Annotated in this window: 19 protein-coding genes; 7 read left to right on the top strand and 12 right to left on the bottom strand. The window is 61.7% G+C overall.

Annotated features, from left to right (window positions below):
- Positions 1 to 12 precede the first annotated feature (12 nt).
- Together BM177_RS15605 and BM177_RS15600 are read left to right on the top strand one after the other, a co-directional pair.
- Positions 13 to 207 (top strand): transposase, encoded by a 195-nt coding sequence (locus BM177_RS15605; RefSeq protein ID WP_244532379.1) that lies wholly within the window; start codon positions 13 to 15, stop codon positions 205 to 207.
- A 378-nt stretch (positions 208 to 585) separates the two neighbouring features.
- A complete protein-coding gene (locus tag BM177_RS15600) occupies positions 586 to 960 on the top strand; it encodes a hypothetical protein (protein ID WP_091685359.1) in 375 nt (124 codons plus the stop codon).
- A gap of 296 nt (positions 961 to 1,256) precedes the next feature.
- Here the strand turns inward: BM177_RS15600 and BM177_RS15595 are convergent, their stop codons facing one another.
- The 4 genes from BM177_RS15595 to BM177_RS15580 all read right to left on the bottom strand — a co-directional run bounded on the left by BM177_RS15595 (position 1,257) and on the right by BM177_RS15580 (position 7,757).
- Positions 1,257 to 2,765, bottom strand: a complete 1,509-nt coding sequence (locus BM177_RS15595) for a hypothetical protein (protein WP_139223665.1) — start codon at positions 2,763 to 2,765, stop codon at positions 1,257 to 1,259.
- Between the two features lie 188 nt (positions 2,766 to 2,953).
- Entirely contained in the window at positions 2,954 to 3,823 is an 870-nt protein-coding gene (locus tag BM177_RS15590; RefSeq protein WP_139223664.1) for a hypothetical protein, read from the bottom strand.
- 110 nt (positions 3,824 to 3,933) lie between these two features.
- The gene (gene mdoH, locus BM177_RS15585) at positions 3,934 to 6,159 is read right to left on the bottom strand and encodes a glucans biosynthesis glucosyltransferase MdoH (protein WP_091685352.1); all 2,226 of its coding nucleotides are present in this window, start codon (positions 6,157 to 6,159) and stop codon (positions 3,934 to 3,936) included.
- Complete coding sequence (locus BM177_RS15580; protein ID WP_091685349.1) at positions 6,147 to 7,757, bottom strand: OpgD/OpgG family glucan biosynthesis protein; 1,611 nt, start codon at positions 7,755 to 7,757, stop codon at positions 6,147 to 6,149. The genes mdoH and BM177_RS15580 overlap by 13 nt, the downstream gene beginning before the upstream one ends.
- A gap of 186 nt (positions 7,758 to 7,943) precedes the next feature.
- Between BM177_RS15580 and glmU the strand changes: the two genes are divergently transcribed.
- Together glmU and glmS are read left to right on the top strand one after the other, a co-directional pair.
- The gene (gene glmU / locus BM177_RS15575; protein WP_091685347.1) at positions 7,944 to 9,320 is read left to right on the top strand and encodes a bifunctional UDP-N-acetylglucosamine diphosphorylase/glucosamine-1-phosphate N-acetyltransferase GlmU; all 1,377 of its coding nucleotides are present in this window, start codon (positions 7,944 to 7,946) and stop codon (positions 9,318 to 9,320) included.
- Between the two features lie 65 nt (positions 9,321 to 9,385).
- A complete protein-coding gene (gene glmS / locus BM177_RS15570) occupies positions 9,386 to 11,224 on the top strand; it encodes a glutamine--fructose-6-phosphate transaminase (isomerizing) (protein ID WP_091685345.1) in 1,839 nt (612 codons plus the stop codon).
- A 112-nt stretch (positions 11,225 to 11,336) separates the two neighbouring features.
- On the opposite strand, the gene BM177_RS15565 is transcribed toward glmS, so the two are convergent.
- From BM177_RS15565 to BM177_RS15550, 4 genes are all read right to left on the bottom strand, one after another.
- A complete protein-coding gene (locus BM177_RS15565; RefSeq protein ID WP_091685343.1) occupies positions 11,337 to 11,948 on the bottom strand; it encodes a hypothetical protein in 612 nt (203 codons plus the stop codon).
- Positions 11,949 to 12,173: 225 nt separating this feature from the next.
- A complete protein-coding gene (locus tag BM177_RS15560; protein ID WP_091685341.1) occupies positions 12,174 to 12,536 on the bottom strand; it encodes a hypothetical protein in 363 nt (120 codons plus the stop codon).
- A 141-nt stretch (positions 12,537 to 12,677) separates the two neighbouring features.
- On the bottom strand, positions 12,678 to 13,250 hold the full coding sequence (locus BM177_RS15555; RefSeq protein ID WP_091685339.1) for a urate hydroxylase PuuD: 573 nt from the start codon (positions 13,248 to 13,250) through the stop codon (positions 12,678 to 12,680).
- Between the two features lie 132 nt (positions 13,251 to 13,382).
- Entirely contained in the window at positions 13,383 to 13,970 is a 588-nt protein-coding gene (locus BM177_RS15550) for an NAD(P)H-dependent oxidoreductase (RefSeq protein WP_091685337.1), read from the bottom strand.
- 260 nt (positions 13,971 to 14,230) lie between these two features.
- Here BM177_RS15550 and proS point away from each other — a divergent pair, with 260 nt between their 5' ends.
- Genes proS through BM177_RS15535 form a run of 3 tightly spaced genes read left to right on the top strand, consistent with a single transcriptional unit; the run spans position 14,231 to position 17,521 of the window.
- Entirely contained in the window at positions 14,231 to 15,553 is a 1,323-nt protein-coding gene (proS, locus tag BM177_RS15545) for a proline--tRNA ligase (RefSeq protein WP_091685335.1), read from the top strand.
- Positions 15,553 to 16,821: a lipoprotein-releasing ABC transporter permease subunit gene (locus BM177_RS15540; RefSeq protein WP_091685333.1), complete on the top strand. Its 1,269-nt coding sequence runs from the start codon at positions 15,553 to 15,555 to the stop codon at positions 16,819 to 16,821. Before proS ends, BM177_RS15540 begins: the two co-directional genes overlap by 1 nt.
- Position 16,822: 1 nt before the next feature.
- Entirely contained in the window at positions 16,823 to 17,521 is a 699-nt protein-coding gene (locus BM177_RS15535) for an ABC transporter ATP-binding protein (protein ID WP_091685331.1), read from the top strand.
- Here the strand turns inward: BM177_RS15535 and BM177_RS15530 are convergent.
- The 4 genes from BM177_RS15530 to BM177_RS15515 form a co-directional block, all read right to left on the bottom strand.
- Positions 17,484 to 19,256, bottom strand: a complete 1,773-nt coding sequence (locus BM177_RS15530) for a hypothetical protein (protein WP_091685328.1) — start codon at positions 19,254 to 19,256, stop codon at positions 17,484 to 17,486. The two genes, BM177_RS15535 and BM177_RS15530, sit on opposite strands and share 38 nt — an antisense overlap.
- Before the next feature lie 71 nt (positions 19,257 to 19,327).
- Positions 19,328 to 21,181 carry a hydrogenase maturation protein gene (locus BM177_RS15525; protein ID WP_091685391.1) on the bottom strand — a complete coding sequence of 618 codons (1,854 nt, stop codon included), beginning with the start codon at positions 21,179 to 21,181 and terminating at the stop codon, positions 19,328 to 19,330.
- 267 nt (positions 21,182 to 21,448) lie between these two features.
- On the bottom strand, positions 21,449 to 22,219 hold the full coding sequence (locus BM177_RS15520) for a DUF2189 domain-containing protein (RefSeq protein ID WP_091685388.1): 771 nt from the start codon (positions 22,217 to 22,219) through the stop codon (positions 21,449 to 21,451).
- A gap of 117 nt (positions 22,220 to 22,336) precedes the next feature.
- Complete coding sequence (locus BM177_RS15515; RefSeq protein ID WP_091685385.1) at positions 22,337 to 23,368, bottom strand: GlxA family transcriptional regulator; 1,032 nt, start codon at positions 23,366 to 23,368, stop codon at positions 22,337 to 22,339.
- Positions 23,369 to 23,431: the final 63 nt, after the last annotated feature.

Genomic DNA, 23,431 nt, shown 5'->3' with positions numbered 1-23,431 from the left:
GAGGGTGGCCGGATGATCGTCGGCGTCTTCGACACCGAGGATCAGGCCTGCGCCCGGCTCTCCGAGAGCATCGACATCATGGCGACGATCTATGCGGACGAGGCTCCGGCCTGGGACGACCTTCACGCCACGCACCACGTGAAGCGGGTCAACCACTCGGAACTCTACGCGACCGGCGAAAGGCACGTGATCAACACCGCTTCGTGAATTTCGATAATTGCTGCCGCCTCAAAGCCTTCAGGCGGGTGGGCGGCGTTACTTCGGCGGCCTTCGACGTCAGTTTTGAGAGCGACGGAGGGAATTCAGTCGTCGTGTGTTAGGAGAACGAACCGGGTACATTAGCTGATCGGCCACTTGGCGCTGAAGACGAAAGTCAGGCATGGGCGGAAGCTTGGTATCCCGTTTCCGTTCCAATTAGAAAGAACACAGCGGCGCGCTGTGTCCTCAAAAGGCCGAGGCTCCAAGCTCCCATAGACGCCTGAGAGCTCGTCCTCGTAGCACGGCTGCGCGGCAATGACTTGCGGTGAGCCTCTGGCGCGCTCGATGCGCCGCGCGTAGGCTGCGGAGCTGAGACAGGAGGGCCCCATGACCGACAAGCCGATTCCTCCGCCTGACGATCCCGCCGCGCCGGTCAAGCGCGTCATGGCCGCGCCCACGCCGGAAGGGATTCTGGCGATGTTCGCCGCGATCACCGGGAAAGATCCGACGCCCGAAGAGCGCGCCGCAATCGAGGCGCGGTTCGCGAGGTTGAACGCCGACAAGCCGCGCGGCTCGGGACCGGCTACGGTGAAGCCGCCCAGCGCGGCACCGGCGGCACCGGCGACGCGAGAGAAGACGAACGCGGAAATGACGCAAGAAGAGTATCTCGCGAAGCTACTGAGCAATCCCCGCTTCCGGCTGGCGCCTTATCCCGCCGCCGGTTTCATCATTGGCGCGGCGCGGCGCTCCAAGCCGGATTAGGCGGGCCGGGCGGGGCGTTTTTTTTTTGCAAAGGCGGGGGGTGCGAAGTCCCCCGCCTTCATTCTGGCAGGCCGTCTAAATCAGCCTGAACGAAATCCGGAAAATGTTATCCAGAATGTTGTCCCGGACCGCCAGAATGGCGCTACTCCGAGGAGAGCGCGCGAGACAATGAGACACAGGATCACCTCCTTTCGTTTGTTTCGGAGACGAAAGAATACCCGCTCCCTCGGCTTTTGCAACGCCCGCGCGGGCGGCTCATCCGGAACGCCGGGAAATCCCGGATTCATGGGAGCGGCTCAATCCTGCGCGGCGGGATCCGCGATCGGTTTCAGTTTCGAGGACTGAAGGAAGCAGCCATAATACAGGAGGAAAATCAGCACCGCATATTGCGGCAGTTCTCTTAGAACCGCGCCGACGAAGAAGTCGCTGTTGCCCTCGACCAGGCTGTGTTGAAGAATCGTGAACAGGAAAATGCTCAACGGCAGTCTCACCTTGAAGGTGGAGATCCGCCCCGCGATGAACAATACGGGAATCAGGAAAATGAAAGGATAGGTGATAAAGCCGATGAGTCCCCAGGTGGCCAGACCTTCCATCGGGAGCCCGAAATTCAGGAATGAGCTCATGCCCGGATTGCCGATCCCGACTTGCCATGACAGCCAGTCGCCAAGGCCGTAGAGCGATACTCGTTTGTCGAAACCCAGAAATCCTGGCGCGACCCGCGCCGCGGTTTGCTTGAGCGCCGGCCATCCGATCGGGGTGTGCCCCTGGGAAAAGGACGAAATCGCGTCAAGCAGCATGATATAGGAAAAGCGGTTCAAGGCGCCGCTTCGATCCCCGTAATAGTCATAATCCTCTTCGTCTGTGAAATTCGCGAACCTGTTCGACAGCTCGAAATTCTTGATCATTTCCAGAAACGACGGGTCGACGGCCGCGCGCTCGAAGGTGGACAGGGCTAGAGCGGCGAATTGCGCTTTCGGCATGCCTTCCCGCTGAACGCGGAGGTACAATGTGACCGGCGACAAGAAGGTCAAAAAGAAATAGGCGATCACCACGCCGCCAAGAATATGATACGGGCGGATGGCTTTATACATGAACGCCGTCATGGCGAGCGCGACCATTCCGGCTGCGAAAAACTCCCTCCAATTCAGCGCCATGGAAATCAAAAGGGTGCCCCCCGTCGCGACGGCGAGGAGCGGCGTCATGAAACTGCGGCCGTTGGATTTGGTGACCCCGTAGATGACTTCGGAAATCAGTCCGAGGTAGAAAAAGCTCGCGAAATTGCCCGCTATGATGACCAGCGGACCCGCATTGGCTTCTCCTGTCTGGGTTGCGGCATTGGCGCCGGCGACCAACTGAGCCGCGAACCCGACCGAGAGGGAAATAACCGAAAGCCGCCGGAGCGAAGCAAGATCAGTCGGGAAAGGAAACAACGTGCCGCCACGGTCAAGTCTTCGGGCGATGAGCAGCACAAGGGTCACGATCGCCATGAGCAGCGCGTATAATTCGAACGAATGCACCGGCTGGAACAGGTTTTGTTCGAGCGGTTGTCCGTAAGCCGTTTTCGCCATAAGCGCGACGCCGGCGTATCTCAAACTGAAAATGATCCCGATAATGGCGTAGAGATCGCGCCCGTAAATATGCAGCGGCAACAATGGCGCCGCGATCCCGAAGGCGCAGAGAGCCATGACGTAAGGGGACGTCCCGAGGTATAATTGCGCTATGGCGAAGCCGGCGATGATCGTAAGCGGGATAAAGATCGACACTCTTGTGTCGCCCAGATCTTGCTCTTCGCTAATGGCAGCCACGCTTCAGACCTTTCGTCTAGAGCATATTCCGATTGGAGTGAATCAATACGATCGACAAGAAAATGTACAAGTTTTCGAATGCGGAGCGATTTCTGATCGACCGAATGATCACATTCGGCCGGAAAGCGCTCAAGTGATCGCCGGGGATCCCGATCGAAAGAAACAGTCCACGATGAAGTCGACGTTTCCTACCATTGCCTGTTTTTGATCGCCGAGGCGATAAATTTCGCGACGAGCGCGTCGACTTCATCCTTGAGATGAATTCCGTCCTTACGCAGACTGGCCGGAATGAGGTCTTTCGCCAGCCACGTCCTGGCTTCATCGTCCGCCGGAAGCTTCGCGTCGGCGAGCGCGCTGTCCATCAAATAGCGGCGGACGTCGAGAAAGCCAGACGGATATTTCTGCGCCAAAGTCTGATTGATCCGCATGACCGCCGCGAACCTCGCGCTTCCGGCGGGTTCTGAATCGGAGTTCAGGACGCTGATGACGAGAAAAGGAGCGCGCCGGAGCACATAGGGTTCGAGGATGGCGTCGATGTTCGCCAGAATTGTCGCGGAGGCCGGAATATCGTTACGCCCGGCCCAAAGGACCAGAACGCATTTGTCGACGTCGCTGGTCTGCGGCGCAAACAAGCTCCCCGGCGGGGCGGGCGTTTCGCGGTCGGCGGGGTTCAAAACGAAATCATATCTGTCGCTGGCGTCGCGGGTCAGTCGTCCAGGCCGTCCGGCGAGGCTCCCCTCGATTTCGTCCGCCTTGTTCGAGCTCGAGATCAAGCGCGGCTGGATCGACGCGAGCTGCACGGTTCCGGAGCGCGGGAGGCTGTCGCCGGGCACGAAGACGCGCGTTGGAATCGCGCCCGCACGCGCCGCGATCTGGGTCGATGTCTGCGCGCCGAGGCCGCCAGGGACGATTTTCCTGTCCGGGATGAACCTCGACAGAAAGCGCTGATACCCTGATGTCAGACTATCGCCCAGCGTCCGGATGCAGGTCCCGTTCGGCGTCTGCGCGCGCAAGGGCGGGGCGCCGAGAGTGGAAGCCGCGACCGCCGCGGCGATCAAAATAAGGCGCGAGATCCTGTTCGGCGCGGGGGCGGCGCCTTGTCGTCTATTGGGTCCGATCTTCATCAAGGCCAAAAAGCGCGGCTTGGAACCGATCTCCAGGGGATGCGTCAACGTGCCGATGATATGGCTCCGACGGTTGCGGGCTCCGCGGGAAGGCTTTCCAGACGCGCAATGAGCTTGCGGTCCAGAAGGATCGCCATGCGTTCTTTCGGCTGCAGCCAGGAGAGCGCCTCCTTCATTGATTCCGCCTCCGCGAGTTTCGCGTCGGCGAGCGCCCATTCCGACGAAATGTCTCCGTGTCTGCGCTTCGGCGCCCGGGGCAGACATGCAAGATGGAAGGCCCGGAAGACGGGATCGGAATTGATCGCGGCGAGACCACCGGGGTTTCCGGCCGCGAGGCGTTCGAGCTCTTGCGCCAGTTCATTGGCTCTTGCGACGACGGGCGGCCTCTTCTGTTCCTCCGGAGTCAGCAGCAACCCCCACTTTCGCAGCGCGAGGCCGACCGCGAGGAGGCCTGTCGCCCAGGACAGGAAAATCGCCAGGATGAGGCCAAGGATCGTGGGCGACATCCAGGCGACCAGCGAGGGCGCGATGGACAGGCCGGCGACAAGGGTGAGGAAACCCATTGCGACATGGGAGCGGTGCCGGCGGATGATCGCCTTGAACGGGATCGAGCCGTCGTCGCGCCGTTGCGGATCCCATCCTGTGTCGAAGCCGAAGACGAAATGCATCACGTGCCCGGACTGGATCAGCATCATACTGGGAGCGAGCAGCGCCGACATGATGATTTCGAAAATCGTCGAAAGCGTCAGACGGATCGCGCCGCCGGCGCCGCGCCGCGTCTCGCCCTGCAGCAGGGCGAGCGCGAAACCGAAAACTTTCGGCAGGAGTAGAATGGTCATGGTGAGAGCGAAGAGATTGAGCGAACGTTCCGCGTCGAACCGGGGCCAGGCCGGGAACAAGGTGAAATCGCTGCTAAAGTATTCCGGCCGGATATAACTCGCCTGCAAGACGAGGATAATGCCGACGAACAATTGCAGCATCCACAGCGGCGAGGCCATATAGGCCATGATTCCGGTGATGAAGTGCTGTCTGGACGCGAGATGCAGCCCCCTCGCCGGCAAAACCCTCAAATGCTGGAGATTGCCCTGACACCAGCGCCGGTCGCGGGCCGAAAGGTCGATCAGCGAGGGGGGGCTTTCCTCGAAACTGCCGCCGAGCGTCGGCAGCATGTAGACCGAATATCCGGCTCGCAGCATCAGCGCGGCTTCAACGAAATCATGGCTGAGGATATGGCCGCCAAAGGGGGGCCGTCCGCGCAGCACAGGCAAGCCGCAATATTCGGCGAAGGCCTTGGTGCGGATGATCGCGTTATGACCCCAGTAATTGCCGTCGCGGCCCATCCACACCGACACGCCGGCCGCGATGACCGGACCATAGATCCGGGCGGCGAATTGTTGAATGCGGGCGAAAAGCGTGTTGCGGTTGACGATGAGCGGCAAGGTTTGAATGATGCCGGCGTCGGGATCCGCCTCCATCGCCGCGGCCAGCGTCACGATCGCGTGGCCGGTCATGAGACTGTCGGCGTCAAGGACGACCATTTGCGGGTAGCGCCCGCCCCAGCGGGTCACGAAATCCTGGATGTTGCCGGCCTTGCGATGCAGGTTTTTGGGCCGGTGCCTGTAGAAAATATGACCCCTGTCGTCAAGCCTCCGCCGCATGGCGAGAAACGCCTGCTCTTCCGCGACGAAGATCTCCGGATCCGTCGTGTCCGAAAGGAACCACCAGTCGAACGCGTCGCCGAGCCCGGTCGCCTGAACATTTTCGAAAATCGCCTGGACCGCGCCGAAAATGCGGGCCGGATCCTCGTTGTAGATGGGCATCACGACCACCGTGCGCTCATGCAGTTCGGCAGGGAGCCCCGGCGGCTTCGGCGCCAGAAACAACAGCCACAGAAAGCCGACGAGGCCGCTCGTGCAGGCCAGCGCGATCCATGAGAAATTGGCCACGAACAGGATCAAAAGCGCCCATTCGAGAATGGTGACCCCGCCGACGGCGACGACTTCATACATTTGGTAGGCGCCATAGCCGGTCAGGGCGAGCCCGCCGCCGAAGACGAGCAATCGGGCGATCGACCGGCTGAAGTCCCGATGGGAGGCGACGCCGCGATGGCGTTTCTCGACGTCGAAACGCGAAAGGCTTTGTTGCGGCATCGCGAGCGGCGATTCAGGCGGAGTCGAGGCGAGGTTTTCTTTCTCGGCGGGCGCCGCGTCGAGAGGGCGCAGGTGAGTGACCGCCGGGGGGTCTTGCGCAGGATGGGTCAAGGCGTCCATCGATAGATCCAGGTCTCGCTGATCGGCTTTCCGGCGGCCTCGACGACGAGCCGCAGCTCTGAATAGGATTCGCTCCCCGCATCAAGTTCGAAAGAAACGCGATACGACATGCGGTCCGCTGAAATGAATGTTCGAACCGAGGAGAGCGTTCCCGGCGACGCGGTCAGGTTTGGCCTGATATCGTCGGCGTTCGCGGGTTGCCTCAACGCTTCGCCCTCGAACTGCACCACGAAACGGTGGCGTTTCGGTGACGAACCGCGCCCCGAAAGCGATTGCGTCGTCACGGCGAGGGAAGGCCGCACGGGCGGGTTCCAGCACCAGAATTGGCGGTAGGCGAAGGAGGTTTCGCTGCCCGCGGCCAGCGCCTGCTTCGGCTTCCAGAACGCGATGATATTATCGTTGACCTCGGATTCGGACGGAATTTCGATCAGCTGCACCCCGCCCGACGACCATTCTCCGATCGGCTCGATCCAGAGCGAAGGCCGAGCCTCCCAGTGCTGGTCGTCGTCCTGGTAACGATCGAAATTCCGGTCGCGTTGAAGAAAGCCGAATCCGCGCGGGTTTTCATCGACGAAAGTCGAGACCTGCAGGGTGTCGCGGTTTGCGACGGGCCGCCAAAGCCATTCGCCCTTGCCCGTCTGTATCTGCAGGCCGCCGACCTCGCTGACGTTCGGCCGGAGATCTTCCGACCGGCGCGGATCGATCCAGCCCGAAAGATGGGTCGCGCTCATCGTCGCAATGCCAAAACTGTCCACCAAAGCGCGCGCGAACAGCGTGCATTCGGTGTCGATGATCGTCGCCTCGCCCGGCCTCAGCGTGAAGCGGTAGGCGCCGGTCACGCTTTCAGAATCGATCAGCGCGTGCAGGATAAGCGCATTCGCCGCAAGGGTCGGGCGTTCGATCCAAATTGCCCGGAACGCCGGAAATTCTTCGCCGCGAGGGTCGGCGGTCTTGATCGAAAGCGCCCGGGCCATGTCGCCGGCGTTCTGGCCTCGCGCGACGGCGCGGAAAAAGCTTGCGCCCTGAAACGTCGCGAGTTCGGAAAATGCGCCGTCTCCGTTTGGCGCAAGAACGCGAAAGCCGGAAAATCCGATGTCGCCGAGGTTCGCCGGCGGCTTGAGCTGACCGAAATCGAACAGGGCAGGGTCATAGACGATGCGGCGCGCCTGCCCCTCCGCGACGACGTTGATCTGCATCGGATTGGAAAAAATGAAACCGCGATGCAAGGGATCGAGGGCGAAACCGATATTGTCGGCCGACCAGATCGCGGACCCGGCGCGGCGCCTGATGGCGACGTATTGATCGTAGCTGAGGCTCTTGAAGGCGTCCGGGATATCGGCCGGAGGCGCCTTGAAAGGCTGTTTCGAGAGGTTTCGGGCCGCCTCGGCGACCATCCCCGGGTCAAAAGCGGACGGCGCCCCGAACGTAAACCCCGGCGGCGCTTTGTCGGCAGCCTGCGCGGCGGCGGACTGAGGCTTGTCGGAGCCCGCCGCGGCGGCGAGACCATCGGCGGCGGCCACGCGATTGGCGAGGCCGTCGAGCCAGGCCGCGGCCGCCCCGGCGGCGGCAATTTTCAGAATTTCGCGACGCTCGACCATTACCCGATTGTCCGACGGTTCAGTTGCGTCGCTGAAAAATTGGTATCCATTAATTGCATTAATTGCATTCTATAGCCGATAATCGGGCGGGGATAAGGGGGCTCGCCGTCCTTTTTGCAATGCGGCGATTTTGGATTAATAACCTTTATAGTTATGAACGGCGCATGAATCTTGTCCGGAGCTGTGATGCCTCTTGCGCCTTCCCCGAGCCCGCGCAAATCCGGGCGGTCCTGTCTCGCGATCGTGCTGGCGGCCGGGGTCGGCTCGCGGATGCGCTCGACGAAGCCCAAAGCGCTGCATAAGCTCGCCGGGCGCTCCATGCTGGCTCATGTGCTGCGCTCCGTGACGGACGCGGGCGCCGACCACGTCGTCGTGGTGGCGGGGCCGGATCAGGAGACCCTGATCGCCGAAGCCAAAGCAGTTCTTCCCTCGGCCGAGATCGCCATCCAGACGGAGAGGCGCGGCACCGCCCACGCCGTCCTCGCGGCGCGAAGCGCGATCGCCGCCGGGTATGACGACCTGCTGGTCGTTTTCGCGGATACGCCTCTGGTGAAAGCGCAGACGTTCGCTTTGCTGCGCGGCGTCCTTGCGGACGGCGAAAGCGCGGTCGTGGCGCTCGGCTTCGAGGCCAAGGAGCCTGCCGGATACGGGCGGCTGCTGCTTCAGGACGGCGTCTTGAACGCGATCCGCGAGGACCGCGACGCAACCGCGACGGAACGCGCCGTCCGGCTTTGCAACGCCGGTCTGATGGCGATCGCGGGCAAGGGCGCGCTCGGGCTGCTCGAGACGATCGGCGCGGTGAACAGCCAGCGCGAATATTATCTGACCGACATCGTCGCGATCGCGCGGGCGAAGGGGCTGCCGGCGCGGGCGATGATCGTCGAGGAAGACGAAGTCCTTGGCGTCAACGACCGCATCCAGCTCGCCGCGGCGGAGGCGCATCTGCAGGACCGCCTTCGCGCCGCCGCCATGAAGGGCGGCGCGACCCTGATCGATCCGGCGAGCGTGACGCTGTCGTTCGACACCGAGCTGGGACAGGACGTCATCGTCGAGCCGCATGTCGTGTTCGGCCCAGGCGTTAGGGTCGGAAACGGCGTGCTGATCCGGTCATTCTCCCATATCGAGGGCGCCGTCATTGGCGATCATGCGACCATCGGCCCGTTCGCCCGGCTCCGGCCGGGAGCCGAATTGGCGCAGGAGGTCCACATCGGCAATTTCGTCGAGATCAAGGCCGCGACCATCGGCGCTGGCGCGAAGATCAACCATTTGAGTTACATTGGCGACGCCAGCGTCGGCTCGAAAACCAATATCGGCGCGGGCGTGATTACCTGCAATTATGACGGCTTCGCAAAGTTTCGGACCGAAATCGGCGAAAACGCCTTTATCGGATCGAACAGCTCGCTCGTGGCTCCTGTGAAGGTGGGCGGCGGCGCCTATATCGGTTCGGGTTCGGTGATCACGAAGGACGTCGAAGAGGGCGCCCTTGGGCTGGCGCGCGAGCGTCAGATCGAAAAGCCGGGCTGGGCCAAGGCGTTCCGGAGCGCGCGGCGGAAAGAACAATAGATTAAGCGACGCCGCGAGGGCCGGCGCAGGCCGCCGGTTTTGGCCGAGCCAGGGAGTTGGATCGAATGTGCGGCATCGTCGGCATTTTGGGACGCGGGCCCGTCGCGGGCGAGATCCTCGAGGCGCTGAAGCGGCTCGAATATCGCGGCTATGATTCGGCGGGACTGGCGACGATCGAGGACGGCCGCCTCGCGCGCCGGCGCGCCAGCGGCAAGCTGAGGGCTCTCGAGGCGCTGGTCGCAAAAGAGCCGATCGGCGGCAGCGTGGGCATAGGCCATACGCGCTGGGCGACGCACGGCCGACCGACCGAGAACAACGCGCATCCCCACGTCAGCGCAAAACTCGCGGTGGTTCACAACGGCATCATCGAAAATTTCCGCGAACTGCGCGACGAACTGAAGGGCAAGGGCCACGTTTTTTCAACCGACACCGACACCGAGGTCATCGCCCATCTGGTCACCGAAGCCATGAACGCGGGCAAGGATCCGGTCGATGCGGTGGCCTCCTCCCTGCCTCGCCTCAAGGGCGCCTTCGCCTTCGCCATGATATTCGAGGGCAGGGAAGATCTTCTCATCGGCGCCAGCCAGGGCGCGCCGCTCGCCGTCGGGTTTGGCGAGGGAGACCGCGCGGGCGAGATGTTCCTTGGCTCCGACGCTCTCGCGCTCGCGCCCTTCACCGAGACGATCGCTTATCTCGAAGACGGCGATTTCGTCGTGCTGACGCATGAGACCGCGTCGTTTCGAGATGTTTCGGGGCGGCCGGTCGAGCGTCGCAAGATCAAGACGCTCGCCTCGGCCTATCTCATCGACAAAGGCAATCACCGCCATTTCATGGCGAAGGAAATCCACGAGCAACCCGAAGTCGTCGGCCGCACGCTGGCTTATTATCTCGACATGTCGTCGGGGCGGGCGGCGTTGCCGTTCGATCTGCCGGTTGACGCCTCGAAACTCTCCCGGCTGACGATCTGCGGCTGCGGAACCGCCTATTTCGCTGGGCTGACGGCCAAATACTGGTTCGAGCGCTTCGCCCGGCTGCCGGTCGATGTCGCGATCGCGTCGGAGTTCCGTTACGGCGACACGCCGCTTGAAGCCGGAGGCCTGACCCTCCTCGTTTCACAATCAGGCGAAACGGCGGACACGCTCGCCTCCCTGCGCAGCGCAAAGGCGCGCGGACAAAAGGTGATGTCCGTCGTCAACGTGGCGTCGTCCACAATGGCGCGCGAAAGCGACGTGATCGCGCCGACTCTGGCCGGTCCGGAAATCGGCGTCGCCTCGACCAAGGCGTTCACCTGCCAGCTCGCGGTGCTGGCCTGCCTCGCCCTCGCATTGGGGCGGGCGCGCAATGCGATCGACGCCGAAACGGAGGCGCGGCTTGTCGCTGAACTCATGGCGGTTCCGGGCCTGATGGCCACGGCGCTGAAATGCGAGAGCGCGGTCGAAGGCCTCGCGCGCGAGCTCGGCAGGGTCCGCGACGTGCTTTACCTTGGGCGCGGCACGGCCTATCCGCTGGCGCTCGAAGGTGCGCTGAAGATGAAGGAAATCTCCTATATCCACGCGGAAGGCTATGCGGCGGGCGAACTGAAACATGGTCCGATCGCGCTCATCGACAGCGAGATGCCGGTGATCGTCATCGCGCCGCGCGACAAGGTGCTCGAAAAGACGATTTCCAACATGCAGGAGGTGGCGGCGCGCGGCGGCCGCCTGATCCTGATCGGCGATGCGGCGCTCGCGAGCGAACTCGCGGAGGAAGCCGAAACCGCGATCGTGATGGAGGACATGGCGTCCGACTTCGCCGTGATGGCCTACGCCGTGCCGATCCAGCTGATCGCCTATCACACCGCCGTCGCGATGGGGAAAGACGCCGACCAGCCGCGCAACCTCGCCAAGAGCGTCACGGTGGAATAAAACTTGGACCAAAGCTCTATGCGTTGATCTGACGACGGGGCAAGCCTTGTTAGCTCAAGCCCCGGCGTCGGGAAGCGATGTTGTGATCGTCAGCGCTGAAACGCTGACCGGGTTAATTAAGCTCCGCCGGTGGGCAAGCGTCCGTCACGGACCAGTTCGTCCCGGCGGGATTGGTTTTGGTCATCACGATGGATGATACAAATCCTTCCCGATAGGCCTGCCACTCGGGGCTCCAATCGTCATACAAGAGGGCAAGATCGTACTGTTTCGCCTCAGGTCCACCGCTGGGATTGCGAGTGTCGACCAAGGTGACGGCGAACGAATTCACTTCGATTTTGCCGCCTTTCGCGACTTGGCCTTCCGTTGGCTTTGAAGCGCCTTTGGGCTCCGATCTTAAATCCATGGCCGCTAAGCGGCGATTAGACTCAAGAACCTTACCCGCCTTTTGCGCCGGCGTCGATTGATCAACATAAAACATCGCGGGATCGAAGTAGAAGAATTTCGAGGACGATGAATTGTCGATCTGTTCTATCTTGAAAATCGCGAAGGCTTGGTCTGCCGGCGCATGAACAGTTTCTTTAGCTGTTTCGTAGCTCTTGCAGAGTCCAATCTGGCGGTACGAGATGCCGACCGGAGCAGCGATGCTTTGACTGGACGTGAAGGTCACAATCGACGCCGCGACGACAAGCGGAATCGATAAAAAGGTTAGGCGTTTCATTTCCATGAAAACTCTTTTCTATTTTATAAGTATTTCTCACCGGCGGCGAAATTTAAATCGAATAGGACGCCGTCCATTTACTAACATAAGTTTTTAAATATCTTATACAATGTTTTAACGGTCACTCAAACGTGATAAACTTAACAATAATTTATTAAAGTGAGCATCCTGTAAAACATGGCTGGTCCACGCTCTTTGCAGGGGCTCTTATGACAGGGAGTCAAATCCGGCTTATTTCGTCTGGATGCGCACGAGATAGTCAATAAGCGCCTTCATCCGTGTCTTCTGACCAAACTCGCCGGCGCGAACAGGTCGATTGCCCCAGACAGGCATGTCCCGTGGTCCATGTGCGTCGACGTCTTTCCTTCCGTCAACTTTTTCTTGGATGTCGTCAGGAAAAACGCCGCCATTATTTTTCGCGAGCAAGGTTAAGTCGGAGGGCTTCGTCTTGAGTTGCTTGGCGAAAGGTCCGTCGCCTTTGTCGTCATAGCCATGGCAGAGCGCGCATTTCGACTTATACTCAATAATCCCCAGATCAGGATCTTTTGCGAACGCGCATCCCTGTAACATCAGGATCGCGCCGGAAAAATACATAAGTAATTTCAATAAGGTCCTATTCTTTCAATACGGCCCTATTCATCGTCCCCTCCTGTTGCAAGGGCAGGGGAATCCGCAGAGGCCTCCCGTGCGATTGTCCGACGCTTCCTCACAATATTGGGCGCGGCGTCAGCATCCTCATCCCACCAGCCGCGCCGTGACCATGCAATAGAGCATCGGGATCGACAGCACGAAATTGGTGCGTGAGGTCAGCATGGCGATCCGAGCGGACTTGGCCTTGGTTTCATCGTCGGCCGGAACAATTCCGAGCGCCCTTTGCTGGTTCGGCCAGATGATGAACCAGACGTTGTAAGCCATGACGAGGCCGAGCAGGGCGCCGGTCACGATGGTCAGGTTGGTGACGGCCGTGCCGCTGGAAAAGACGAAAAGTCCGGTCACCACCGTCGAGGCGGCGGCCCAGCGGAACCACCACAGCGCTTCGGGAGCGATATATTTGCCGATGGCGGGTTTCAGTTCGGCCGGAATATTCGGCATGGTCGGGATCTGCACGAGATTGAAATAATAAAGCAGACCGATCCAGGTGACGCCCGAGATCACATGGAGAAAAGTGAAAAACGGCCCCCAATAGCCCCGCCCGACATCGAACAGATGATAAAGGATGATCAGGACGCCGGTGATCGCCGCCCCCAACCCGATGGCGGAATAAGGCTTTTCCAACGTCTTGATCAGCTTCGCGATCAGATCATCCATGAGAGGCTCCCCAAGAAAATCAAAGGCTGACCTGCGCCGCACGCGGCAGCCTGAAAGATTCGCAGCCATGGTAAGGCCATCGGCCGATTTTTGCCAGTTCGAACTTACCGCGCCCTCGTCAGCGCGCCTTCGTCAAAACTTCAGGAACGCCCTCTCGACCCTATCGAGGAAGGCGCACGCGCGCTCGGTCGTCATCTTGTCCATATCGTGCAAGGTCAGCATGCGGAACCTCGATTTGGGGTTCAAAACGCCCCGCATCCCGCGCCCGATTTGCCGCCGCGCCGGATCGCCCATGTAAAGCCGCACGTACCACCAGGGCGCGCCGGTCGAACTGACGACATAAAGAGCGTCGATGTTTGTCAGGCCCGCGATCAGGCCGCCGCCCGGCCCATGGTCGAAAGCGACGCCGGGGACGAAGACGCGATCGAAAAACCCCTTCAGGATCGCGGGCATGTTGAACCACCATTGCGGGAAGACGAGCGCGAGCTTGTCCGCGGCCTTCAGACGGTCGACGTAACCTTCGACCGCGCCAAAGTCGTAGGGCGAGGCAAAATATCCCCGCCGCTCGTCGCCCGTCAGGCGCGGATCGAAGCCGTCGGCGTAAAGGTCGATGAGATCGACCTCCATGCCGCGCCGCTCAAGCGTGGACCTGACCCGCGCCGTCGCGGCCTTCGCGAAGGAATCGTCGAGCGGATGGGCGACAATGAGAAGAACGCGCATGCGGGCGGTCTTTTTGCGAAAAATGGGCTCTCCATCGAGCGGGCCCCTCGAGGCCCCAGGCGTAGGTTCGGGCGATCGTCCGGAGAGGACCGGTTAGAGGCTAGCAGCGAATCGTTCGCGCCTCAATTCCGCGCCGCGCCGCTCCGCCCGCGCCGCGTGGCGCCCTGACGGCTTGTCTTTTGACGCCCTTTACGATTGTTTGGTCCCCGCCGGGGGCGCCCGATCCGCCCGGTGAGCCCAAGAAGGATTGCGAACCGCCGATGCGCCTTTCCCGTTATTTCCTGCCGATCCTGCGCGAGACCCCCAAAGAGGCCGAAATCGTCTCGCACCGCCTGATGCTGCGCGCGGGCATGATCCGGCAGGAGGCGTCCGGCATTTACGCCTGGCTGCCGCTCGGGCTTCGCGTCCTGCAGAAGGTCGGGCAGATCGTCCGCGAGGAAATGGACCGCGCCGGCGCCATCGAGCTCCTGATGCCGACGCTTCAGCTGGCCGATCTCTGGCGCGAGACCGGGCGCTACGAGGCCTATGGCCCCGAAATGCTGCGGATCGTCGACCGTCACAAGCGCGAACTGCTCTACGGGCCGACCAACGAGGACATGATCACGGAGATTTTCCGCGCCTATATCCGCTCCTACCGCGACCTGCCCAAGATCCTCTATCATATCCAGTGGAAATTCCGCGACGAGCAGAGACCGCGCTTCGGCGTCATGCGCGGGCGCGAATTCCTGATGAAGGACGCCTATTCCTTCGACGTCGACGAGGCGTCCTCGCGGCTCTCCTATAACCGCATGTTCGTGTCCTACTTACGCATTTTCGCTCGCATGGGACTGCGCGCCATCCCGATGCGCGCGGAAACCGGGCCGATTGGCGGCGATCTCAGTCACGAGTTCATCATTCTCGCGCAAACCGGCGAATCTGGGGTGTTCTGTCACGCCGACGTCCTGAACCTGCCCGTTCCCGGCGAAGACATCGACTACGACGCCGATCTGACGCCCGTCATCGAGGCCTGGACGCGCCTTTACGCCGCGACCGAGGACGTCCATGACGCCGCGCGTTTCGAACGCGAGACGCCGGAAGACAAGCGCATCCACACCAGGGGCATCGAGGTCGGTCAGGTGTTTTATTTTGGCGACAAATATTCGAAGCCGATGCAGGCCCTGATCGCCGGGCCGGACGGGGTCGAGCGCCCGTTCCAGGGCGGCTCCTATGGCGTTGGCGTGTCGCGCCTCGTCGGCGCGCTGATCGAGGCCAACCACGACGAGGCCGGCATCATCTGGCCCGAGGCGGTGGCGCCGTTCAGGATCGGCCTCGCCAATCTCAAGGTCGGCGACGGCGCGACCGACGCCGCCTGCGCCGAACTTTACGCGGCGTTTCAAAAGGCCGGCGTCGACGTGCTGTACGACGACACGGACGAGCGTCCCGGCGCGAAATTCGCCAAACTCGATCTGATCGGCCTGCCGTATCAGGTGATCGTCGGTCCCAAGGGCCTCGCCGAGGGCAAGGTCGAAGTGAAGACGCGCGCCACCGGGGACCGCCAGTCCTATCCGCTGGCCGAGGCCGTCGCGCGATTGACGGAGGCCTGATGGAAAGCCTGACCGGCGGCACGCGCCCGTTCGCGCCCTTCGAATGGATGATCGCCTTCCGCTATCTGCGGGCGCGGCGCAAGGCCAGCTTCGTCTCGGTGATCGCCGGTTTCTCGTTCCTTGGGATCGTGCTCGGGGTCGCGACCCTGATCGTCGTCATGTCGGTGATGAACGGCTTCCACAAGGAATTGCTCGACAAGATCGTCGGCATCAACGGCCATATCTTTCTCCAGGCCGCCGATTCTCCGCTCAACGATTATGACGAGGTGGTGCGCGAGGTCGCCGCCGCGCCGGGCGTCGATCTCGTGATTCCAATGGTCGAGGCGCCGGCCGCGGCCTCGACGACCAGCATGAATTTCGCCCTCGTTCGCGGGATCAGGGAGGCCGACATCAAGCGGCTGCCCGGCATCGCCGGCAACGTCAAACTCGGGACGCTCGACGGGTTCGATACGGGAGGCGGGGTCGCCATCGGCCAGAGGCTTGCGGAAAATCTCGGCCTGCGCATCGGCGACAAGATCAAGATCCTGACCGCAAACGGCGCGCAGACGCCGTTCGGCGTTTCTCCGCGCAGCAAGGTCTATCCCGTCTCCGCCATCTTCCAGATCGGCATGGCGGAGTTCGACAGTCTGTTCGTCTACATGGCCCTGCCGGAAGCGCAGGGGTTCTTCAACAAGGACAACGAGGCGAGCGTCATCGAGATCTTCCTGCGCAAGCCGGAGGAACTCGACGCGGTGCGATCGCAGATCGAGAAATCGGTGATGCGGCCGATGATCATGACCGACTGGCGCGAGCGCAACAAAACCTTTTTCGACGCCCTGAACGTCGAGCGCAACGTCATGTTCATCATCCTGACGCTGATCGTGCTGGTCGCCGCGCTCAACATCGTTTCGGGCCTGATCATGCTGGTGAAGGACAAGGGCCGGGACGTCGCGATCCTGCGCACCATGGGGGCGTCGCGCGGCGCGATCATGCGCATCTTTCTGATCACGGGCGCCTCGATCGGGGTCGCGGGAACCTTCGCGGGATTTCTCCTCGGCCTGCTGATTTCAACCAATGTCGAGGCCGTGCGCCAGATTCTCAACCGGCTGCTTCACGCCAATCTGTTTCCGGCCGAGCTGTATTTTTTGTCGCGCCTGCCGTCGGTGGTCGATCCCCGCGACGTCCTCGCCGTCGTCGCGATGACTCTCGCATTGTCTGTCCTGGCGACGATCTATCCGTCCTGGCGCGCCGCGAAGCTCGATCCGGTCGAAGCGTTGCGTTACGAATAGCATGTCCACACAAACAATGTCCGTCCCTGCGCTCTCCCTTCAGAAAGTCGGCCGCAGCTACGATCAGGCGGGGTTTTCGCTCGACATTCTGCGCGGCGCCGATTTCCAGCTCTGGGGGGGCCAGTCGGTCGCGCTCATCGCGCCCTCCGGGGCGGGCAAATCGACGCTTCTGCATGTCGCCGGCCTTCTGGAAAAACCCGACGCCGGGGAGGTCTATGTCGGCGGCTTCGCGACGGTGGATATGGCCGATGACGAGCGGACGGCGCTGCGCCGCAACGAGATCGGGTTCGTCTACCAGTTCCACCATCTGCTGCCGGAGTTTTCGGCGATCGAGAACATCATGCTGCCGCAGATGATCGCGGGATATTCGAAACGCGAGGCCGGCGAACGCGCCGCGCAGCTGCTCGAATATCTCGGGCTTGCGGCGCGCGGCAAGCACAGGCCGGCGGAACTCTCCGGCGGCGAACAGCAGCGGGTGGCGATCGCCCGCGCCGTCGCCAACGGGCCGGGCGTCCTGCTCGCGGACGAGCCGACCGGCAACCTCGACCCGAAAACCGCCAATCACGTATTCGAGGCGCTCGACGCCATCGTCAGGGCGACAGGGCTCGCCACGTTGATTGCGACCCACAATATGGAGCTCGCCTCGCGCATGGACCGCCGCGTCACCTTGCAGGATGGGCTGGTGGTGGAGCTGGATTGAAGGCTCCTGCTCCAAGGCAAGCGTTCAGATGGGCCCGGCGCTGTTCCAAACAGCTTTGAACAGCATGCGCCCATTGACGATGCTCGAATCCCGCGGGATCCCTTGGTCGACCCGCGGCCTCGCGTTCATGCTGTCGCGCGACATCGTAGGGCTTCTCGCTGATCGTCGCGAAATACGTGGGCTTTTTGTCGTGCTTGGCGTGTCCTCCCGCGCTGATGCTGCAGGTCGGTCTTTGCGGATCGAGAGCATGAGCGGCAAGCGGCTCGGTTTGTTGGGCGAGCTCGGCGGCCTCTTGGAGATACCAGTATTCAGGACTTGGCGTAGGATCGCCGCTTCGCCCTGGCGTGGCGGCGGAACGGCTCGCAATGTCCGGGAAGTCGCGCTCAACAGTCTCGCGCCAAAGGACGCGCGAGGGCCCATTTATCGTCACTGCCGTGCGCGCGGTGTGATCATCATAGATCATCAACGATCCATATTGATTTGACCACAATTTGGCTGCATGGCCGTGGACGAAATTGCCAGGATAGTACGGAATGAGGATGAAGGTTTTGCCGCTTCGGCGCGTTACAAAGGCGGCTTCGCCTCGGTCTCCATTGCGCGGCGACGCGCCTGGCAAACCGCTGGCCGAGACGGTGATCTGAAAGGTCTCGAACTGGGCCTCCAGCAAACGCTCTAGGGGAAGCGAAGGGCTCCATGCTTGCGGCGCGATAGCCTTTTTGCGCGAGTCATCATCGGCCAGAGGATGTTTGAAAAAGAGGTTTTGCGAACATTGGGTAAAAACTTCTTCTGTTGCTCCAACGCAGAACATAAGAAGGCTCCCTTGGCGCAATGCGGCCGCTTCATATGTCGCGAGCGCTCCCGCGGGTAGGCCGTATTCCCTAGCGAGCCGTTTCGGTTCGAGGATTTGCGTCCCAAATAGCGTGATGTGCAATCCCATTGCGTCGGGATCGCACGGATGCAGAGCAAGGAGGGCCAGCTTTTTGCGCTTGAGCACATTGCCTAAGACCATGAGGAGCGCCCCGTCACGGGTCTGTTCACAGGCTCGAACATTGGGTTCGACGCAATTGAGCGCTTGGCCGTCGATCAGCTCGCGATATCGCCTCGGCGTCGCTCCGTAGCCGCGTAGCCAGCGCATCGCCGCCGCGCATTCATCGTGGGTCTCGAGGCACGGGAGCGCAATGGGAACAGCCACAATCTCGCGGCTGATCACTAAAATGGGCGCGCCGGCTTCGGTTTCCTCAAGCATTGCGGCCCCGGTTTTTCGCCGCCGCCGCCACAATAAGCCCTGTGGAGCGCCGCCGGCGGCGAGCAGGACGCGTGTGGCGGTCATGGCGAACGCGCCCATTGTGGGATTGAGATATTGCCTGTACTGCCGTTCATAAAAACGGTCAGCTCCTTTTGCGATCGAGCCTTCGTTTTGCGGGGCTGATTTTCGCCTCCATTTGGCGGCGCCGAGAAGATACTGAAAAACATGTTCGGCTGCTGGGCCAGGAGCGTCCCGCCGCCGCAAGTAAAATTCAGCGGCCCACTCGCGCCAGGCGGGGGGGAGCCTTTCCGTAATGATGTGGATTGCGGTGCGAACGCGCGTCAGTCTGTATCGCGCGTCGCTGTCTTTGGGACCGCTTGGCTTCGCAACGCCGCTGGCGGCGGGGAGTGAAGAAACCGGCAATGGCGCGAGGCGCGCATCGGTTTTGTAGCGCGATCGCGCCTTGTCGATGACTTGGATCGGCTTCATGCCAATAGCTCACTAAAAAGCTATGTCAAACGGCGGTCGTAAAGCGTTCTGTCCCGGCATCGGCCCGGCGGCTAAAGCGAGGCGGCGTAATCTACGTCATTTGGTAGGGAGGCAACCGCGACTGCGCGCAAGCACAACTTCTCAGCCTTCAAGGGCTGCGGGGAGGCCGCGCGCGGCAGGGAATCGCCCTTGTAGACGAAGCGCCGGCGGGCTTCGTGGTAGGCGGGGTCCGGTCCGAAGAAATTGACCCGCATCTGCTGCAATTCCTCGGCGCGATAGTTGGCGAGAGGTTTGCAGGCTTCGTCGTCGAGGCGGCGTTCGTGCTTTTTGCGCAGGGCCGAGCGGAAATCAGGATTTTTCGCCATTCGCAGCGCCCGCCGTTTCACCTCGGCCTCGAACGCTTCGGCGTCCGCGCCGAAGACGTCGTCGAGAAATCCCATCTCCCTGGCGGCGCGCGCGCCTAGCGGCTGGCATGATTGCGTCAGTTCCAACGCGCGTTTTTCTCCAACGCGGCGCGGCAGCGTGTAGGTCCAATATTCCGATCCATACAATTCGCCCATGCTCCGGTAGTGCGGGTTAAGGACAACGCCGGGCCGGGCGTAAATCTCGTCCGCCGCAAGCGCCATCATGGTGCCGCCGGCCCCCGCATTGCCGCGCAGCCCGGCGATGACGAAGTGAGACATGGTGTTGAGGATCTCGAAAATAAGATCGTCGATCGCGTTGATGTTCCGCCATGATTCCAGCGCCGGATCGGCGTTCGCCTCGATGACGTTGAGGTGGATGCCGTTCGACCAGAAATCGCGGCCGCCGAGCAATACGATGACCCGCGTCGGGCGCGAGCGGGCGTAAAGGAAGGCGTCGCGGAGCCGGACGCATTGCGAAGTGTTCATCGCTCCGTTGTAGAAGTCGAACGAAAGGGTTCCGACCTCGCCGTCCTCGGTGTAGACGATCTCGCGGAAAGTGCGGTGGTCGTCCGGCGCGTCGAAGGGAAGGGGAGCCTCCGGCGCGCCGCGAACCAGCGGCCCGAGAACCTGAGTCGCGGGCAGTTTGATTCCGGCGGCCGGACAGGCCTCGGCGTCGCATAACTCGCAGCCGAAATCCGCCTGGAGAAGACAGTCCGGCTCCTTCAACACGGGTTTGGCTTTCAGATGACTGATCCAGACGGCGCCGTCGGCGGCGCCGAGGCAGATTGCGCCGTCGCGCCGGGCTATCACCGCTCCAGGCCGGCCTTTCAGGCGATCTTCCACATGCGCGCCGTACAGAAAGCAGGTTCTTCCGAGAATTTCGCCAAGAACGCCCGGGGCGCTGTCCGCCGCGCGGATTTTCCGCACGATCTCCGCGCTGTTGTCCTTCTCCCAGTCAATGACGCGATCAGCCTGACGCATCGGCGGCCGCAAGCGTCCGCGTAAGGGACCGTTGACCTTCGAGAGCGCCTGTGGTCGCCATGAGCCTGATTGAAACTCGCCCGCCTCGATCCGGGCCACCGCCTCGAGGACGCCGGCCACTGCGGCTTCGGTGACGGCTCCGCGGTAGAGACTGCTCTTTGCGGGCGGGTCGGTTTCGAGATCGAATTCGTGCGAGGCCCAAATTGCGCCGGCGTCGAAATCCTCCGCCGCTTCAAGGACCGAGACGCCCCAGACCTCTTCCCTGTTGGCGATGGCCCAGTCGAGCGAGGAGGGGCCGCGATCGCCTATGACGCCGGGATGCACGATCAGACACAGGCGCTGCGACCAGATCTCTTTTGGAATGGCGATCTTGAGCATCGGCGCAATGATCAGATCTGGATCCTCGCGCGAGACGGCGTCGGCCATCGCCTCGAAAGAATCAGCGATGCACACGCTGACGCGGCGCCCGCGCTCACGAAGCTCGATCCAGAGGCGCTGGCTGAGGCTGTTGTGTGCGGTGGTCAAAAAAAGGATTTTCATGGCAATTTTCCTCTGGAGCATATTCCGATCGGATTGAATCAATCCAATCGACAAGACTATGCTCAAACCTTTGATTCTGAAGCAATTTCTGATCGATCGCATGACTTCATGCGATCGGAAAGCGCTCTACGGACTTTGTTCATGGGCTCCCCGTTTGGAGGGTGGCGATTGAGGGGGATAAGGAGCCGCCAAGGGCGATGCGGAGCGTGTCGGAAACACAGAGCTGAACGAGTTGCGTCTGTCGTCGGCGGAGCGCCGGCGCCGCGCTTATTGCACTGTCTTGCGGTAGAGACGCCAATTCGCGGAAGCGAGGATTGGCGCGGCGATGAGCGCTCCCACGAAGCAGAGCGAAAAGCCGATCGTCAGCGCCGCCGCGACGATCAAACCCCAGAGCATCATCGTTAAAGGGTTCGCCATAACCGCGCGGATCGAAGTTTCCACGGCTACGGCTTCGCCGACATTGCGGTCGAGAAGAAGCGGGAAAGAGATGACGCTAATGCTCAACGCCGCGAAGGCGAAAACCGAGCCGATGGCGTTGCCCAGAATAATCAGCGTCCAGCCCCGGGACGTCGTCAAGACCTCCCGCAGGAATCCGCCAAGGGACATCGGCGTCGCGGGACCAAACAGCCAGCGGTAGAGCGAGTCCGCCGTAGCTTGCCAGCACGTGAATATGATCAGAAGCGCCAGCCCGAGAGCCAGGATCGAGGGGAGCGCGGGCGATCCGCGCGCCGCAGGGGATGCGTCAAGACCGAGTTCCTGCCGCCGTTTCGCCTCGTAGAGGCCGGTCGCCGCAAACGGGCCGATCAAAGTGAGACCAGACATGAACGGAAACAGCAACTGCGGGTGGGCGTCCAACAGGTAAAGACAGACGGCCGGGTAGAGGACGCCAATTATCGCGACCGAGAAGGGGTCGGCGAAGACGTCGAGCGTGCGCCAAAAATCCGTTACGCCCTCGCGTAGGGCGTCCGTCAGATCGGACGGTTTGATCCTGCGCACTTCCGGACAGACCGGAGAGGCAAACACTTCTTGCGTGTTCATGGCGTGTTTCTCCCATAGGCGCATCTGCGGAAGTTCGCGGCGCCGCATCATCAAAACGGATGAAGAAATTGTAGGGGGCGGAGTCAGGTGTTGAGCCGACTGTCGGCGTCAGCCTGGTCAGTTCAGAAGCGTGGATCGAAACCGCGCCCTGTAGTCGTGCGGACTGACGGTGAAAAGCCGCTGGAACGTGCGCCGCATGCGTTCGGCGCCGCCAAAGCCGCTTTCCAGGGCGATCGTTTCAATCGGCAAGGAGGTTGTTTCGAGCCTGCAGCGGGCGGCGTCCGCCCGCGCGCGCTCGACGAATTGCGCCGGCGTCTCTCCGGTCTCGCTCCGGAACAGCCGAGTGAAATTGCGCGGGCTCATCGCCATGCGTTCCGCGAGCGCGGGCACGCTGAGATTCTCTCCCGGGTGTCCAAGGACCCAGACCTGAAGTTCAATGATGTCGGGCCTGTTCTTCGTGTTATGCTGGATATAGCTGCTGAATTGGGACTGTCCTCCCGGACGGCGCGGAAACACCACCATCATGCGGGCGACCGCGAGAGCGATTTCCCGTCCAAGATCTTCTTCGATCATCGCAAGACCGAGATCGATTCCCGCAGTTATCCCGCCCGAAGTGTAGATGTTGCCGTCTCGCGCGAAGAGGAGGCTGGAATCGACCTCTATCGATGGATATTCGCTGCTCAGGACCTCGGCGAACATCCAGTGCGTCGTGACGCGGCGGTGGTGCAAAAGGCCCGCCGCCGCGAGAATGAGCGCGCCGGTGCAAATCGACGCCACGCGCCGCGCCTTCGGCGCGATAAAACGCACCCATTCGATCATGGCGGGATCTTTACCGGCTTCTTCGACGCTGATCGCGCCGCCAACGACAACCAGAGTGTCGAGGCTTTCGCCAAAGTCATGGAAACTATGGGTCGCGTTAAATTCCATGCCGCATCTTGAGCGGACCGGACCCGGCTTCGCGGCGAGTATATCGCAATGGTAGCCAGGCTCGTTGACTCGCCCGAATCTGGGCAACCAGGCGTCGGCGTAGAAAAACGTATCGAGAGGTCCGCAAACATCGAGAATTTCGCAGTCTGGATAGACCAGAAACCCGATCCGCCGGGATCGCCCGATCTCTTGGGGCGCCTGATCTGGGAGAGGCGTGGTCATGTTGCTTGTCATTTGTGAATGTTCGGCCGGCGTCACGGGGGATGCAAGGACAAAGAACCTGCG

The organism is Methylocapsa palsarum, from assembly GCF_900114285.1.
Taxonomy (GTDB): Bacteria; Pseudomonadota; Alphaproteobacteria; order Rhizobiales; family Beijerinckiaceae; genus Methylocapsa; species Methylocapsa palsarum.
Note: the sequence above shows the minus strand (reverse complement) of the source record. Positions and strands in the feature narration are given on the sequence as shown.

Excerpts from the sequence above, each read along its gene's own strand:
- BM177_RS15600 (WP_091685359.1), top strand. The coding sequence starts at position 586 with ATGACCGACAAGCCGATTCCTCCGCCTGACGATCCCGCCGCGCCGGTC.
- BM177_RS15535 (WP_091685331.1), top strand. The coding sequence starts at position 16,823 with ATGTCCACACAAACAATGTCCGTCCCTGCGCTCTCCCTTCAGAAAGTC.
- glmS (WP_091685345.1), top strand. The coding sequence starts at position 9,386 with ATGTGCGGCATCGTCGGCATTTTGGGACGCGGGCCCGTCGCGGGCGAG.
- mdoH (WP_091685352.1), bottom strand. The coding sequence starts at position 6,159 with ATGGACGCCTTGACCCATCCTGCGCAAGACCCCCCGGCGGTCACTCAC.
- BM177_RS15560 (WP_091685341.1), bottom strand. The coding sequence starts at position 12,536 with ATGTATTTTTCCGGCGCGATCCTGATGTTACAGGGATGCGCGTTCGCA.
- BM177_RS15565 (WP_091685343.1), bottom strand. The coding sequence starts at position 11,948 with ATGGAAATGAAACGCCTAACCTTTTTATCGATTCCGCTTGTCGTCGCG.
- BM177_RS15530 (WP_091685328.1), bottom strand. The coding sequence starts at position 19,256 with ATGAAGCCGATCCAAGTCATCGACAAGGCGCGATCGCGCTACAAAACC.
- glmU (WP_091685347.1), top strand. The coding sequence starts at position 7,944 with ATGCCTCTTGCGCCTTCCCCGAGCCCGCGCAAATCCGGGCGGTCCTGT.
- BM177_RS15515 (WP_091685385.1), bottom strand. The coding sequence starts at position 23,368 with ATGACCACGCCTCTCCCAGATCAGGCGCCCCAAGAGATCGGGCGATCC.
- BM177_RS15550 (WP_091685337.1), bottom strand. The coding sequence starts at position 13,970 with ATGCGCGTTCTTCTCATTGTCGCCCATCCGCTCGACGATTCCTTCGCG.
- BM177_RS15525 (WP_091685391.1), bottom strand. The coding sequence starts at position 21,181 with ATGAAAATCCTTTTTTTGACCACCGCACACAACAGCCTCAGCCAGCGC.
- BM177_RS15520 (WP_091685388.1), bottom strand. The coding sequence starts at position 22,219 with ATGAACACGCAAGAAGTGTTTGCCTCTCCGGTCTGTCCGGAAGTGCGC.
- proS (WP_091685335.1), top strand. The coding sequence starts at position 14,231 with ATGCGCCTTTCCCGTTATTTCCTGCCGATCCTGCGCGAGACCCCCAAA.
- BM177_RS15580 (WP_091685349.1), bottom strand. The coding sequence starts at position 7,757 with ATGGTCGAGCGTCGCGAAATTCTGAAAATTGCCGCCGCCGGGGCGGCC.
- BM177_RS15605 (WP_244532379.1), top strand. The coding sequence starts at position 13 with ATGATCGTCGGCGTCTTCGACACCGAGGATCAGGCCTGCGCCCGGCTC.
- BM177_RS15555 (WP_091685339.1), bottom strand. The coding sequence starts at position 13,250 with ATGGATGATCTGATCGCGAAGCTGATCAAGACGTTGGAAAAGCCTTAT.
- BM177_RS15540 (WP_091685333.1), top strand. The coding sequence starts at position 15,553 with ATGGAAAGCCTGACCGGCGGCACGCGCCCGTTCGCGCCCTTCGAATGG.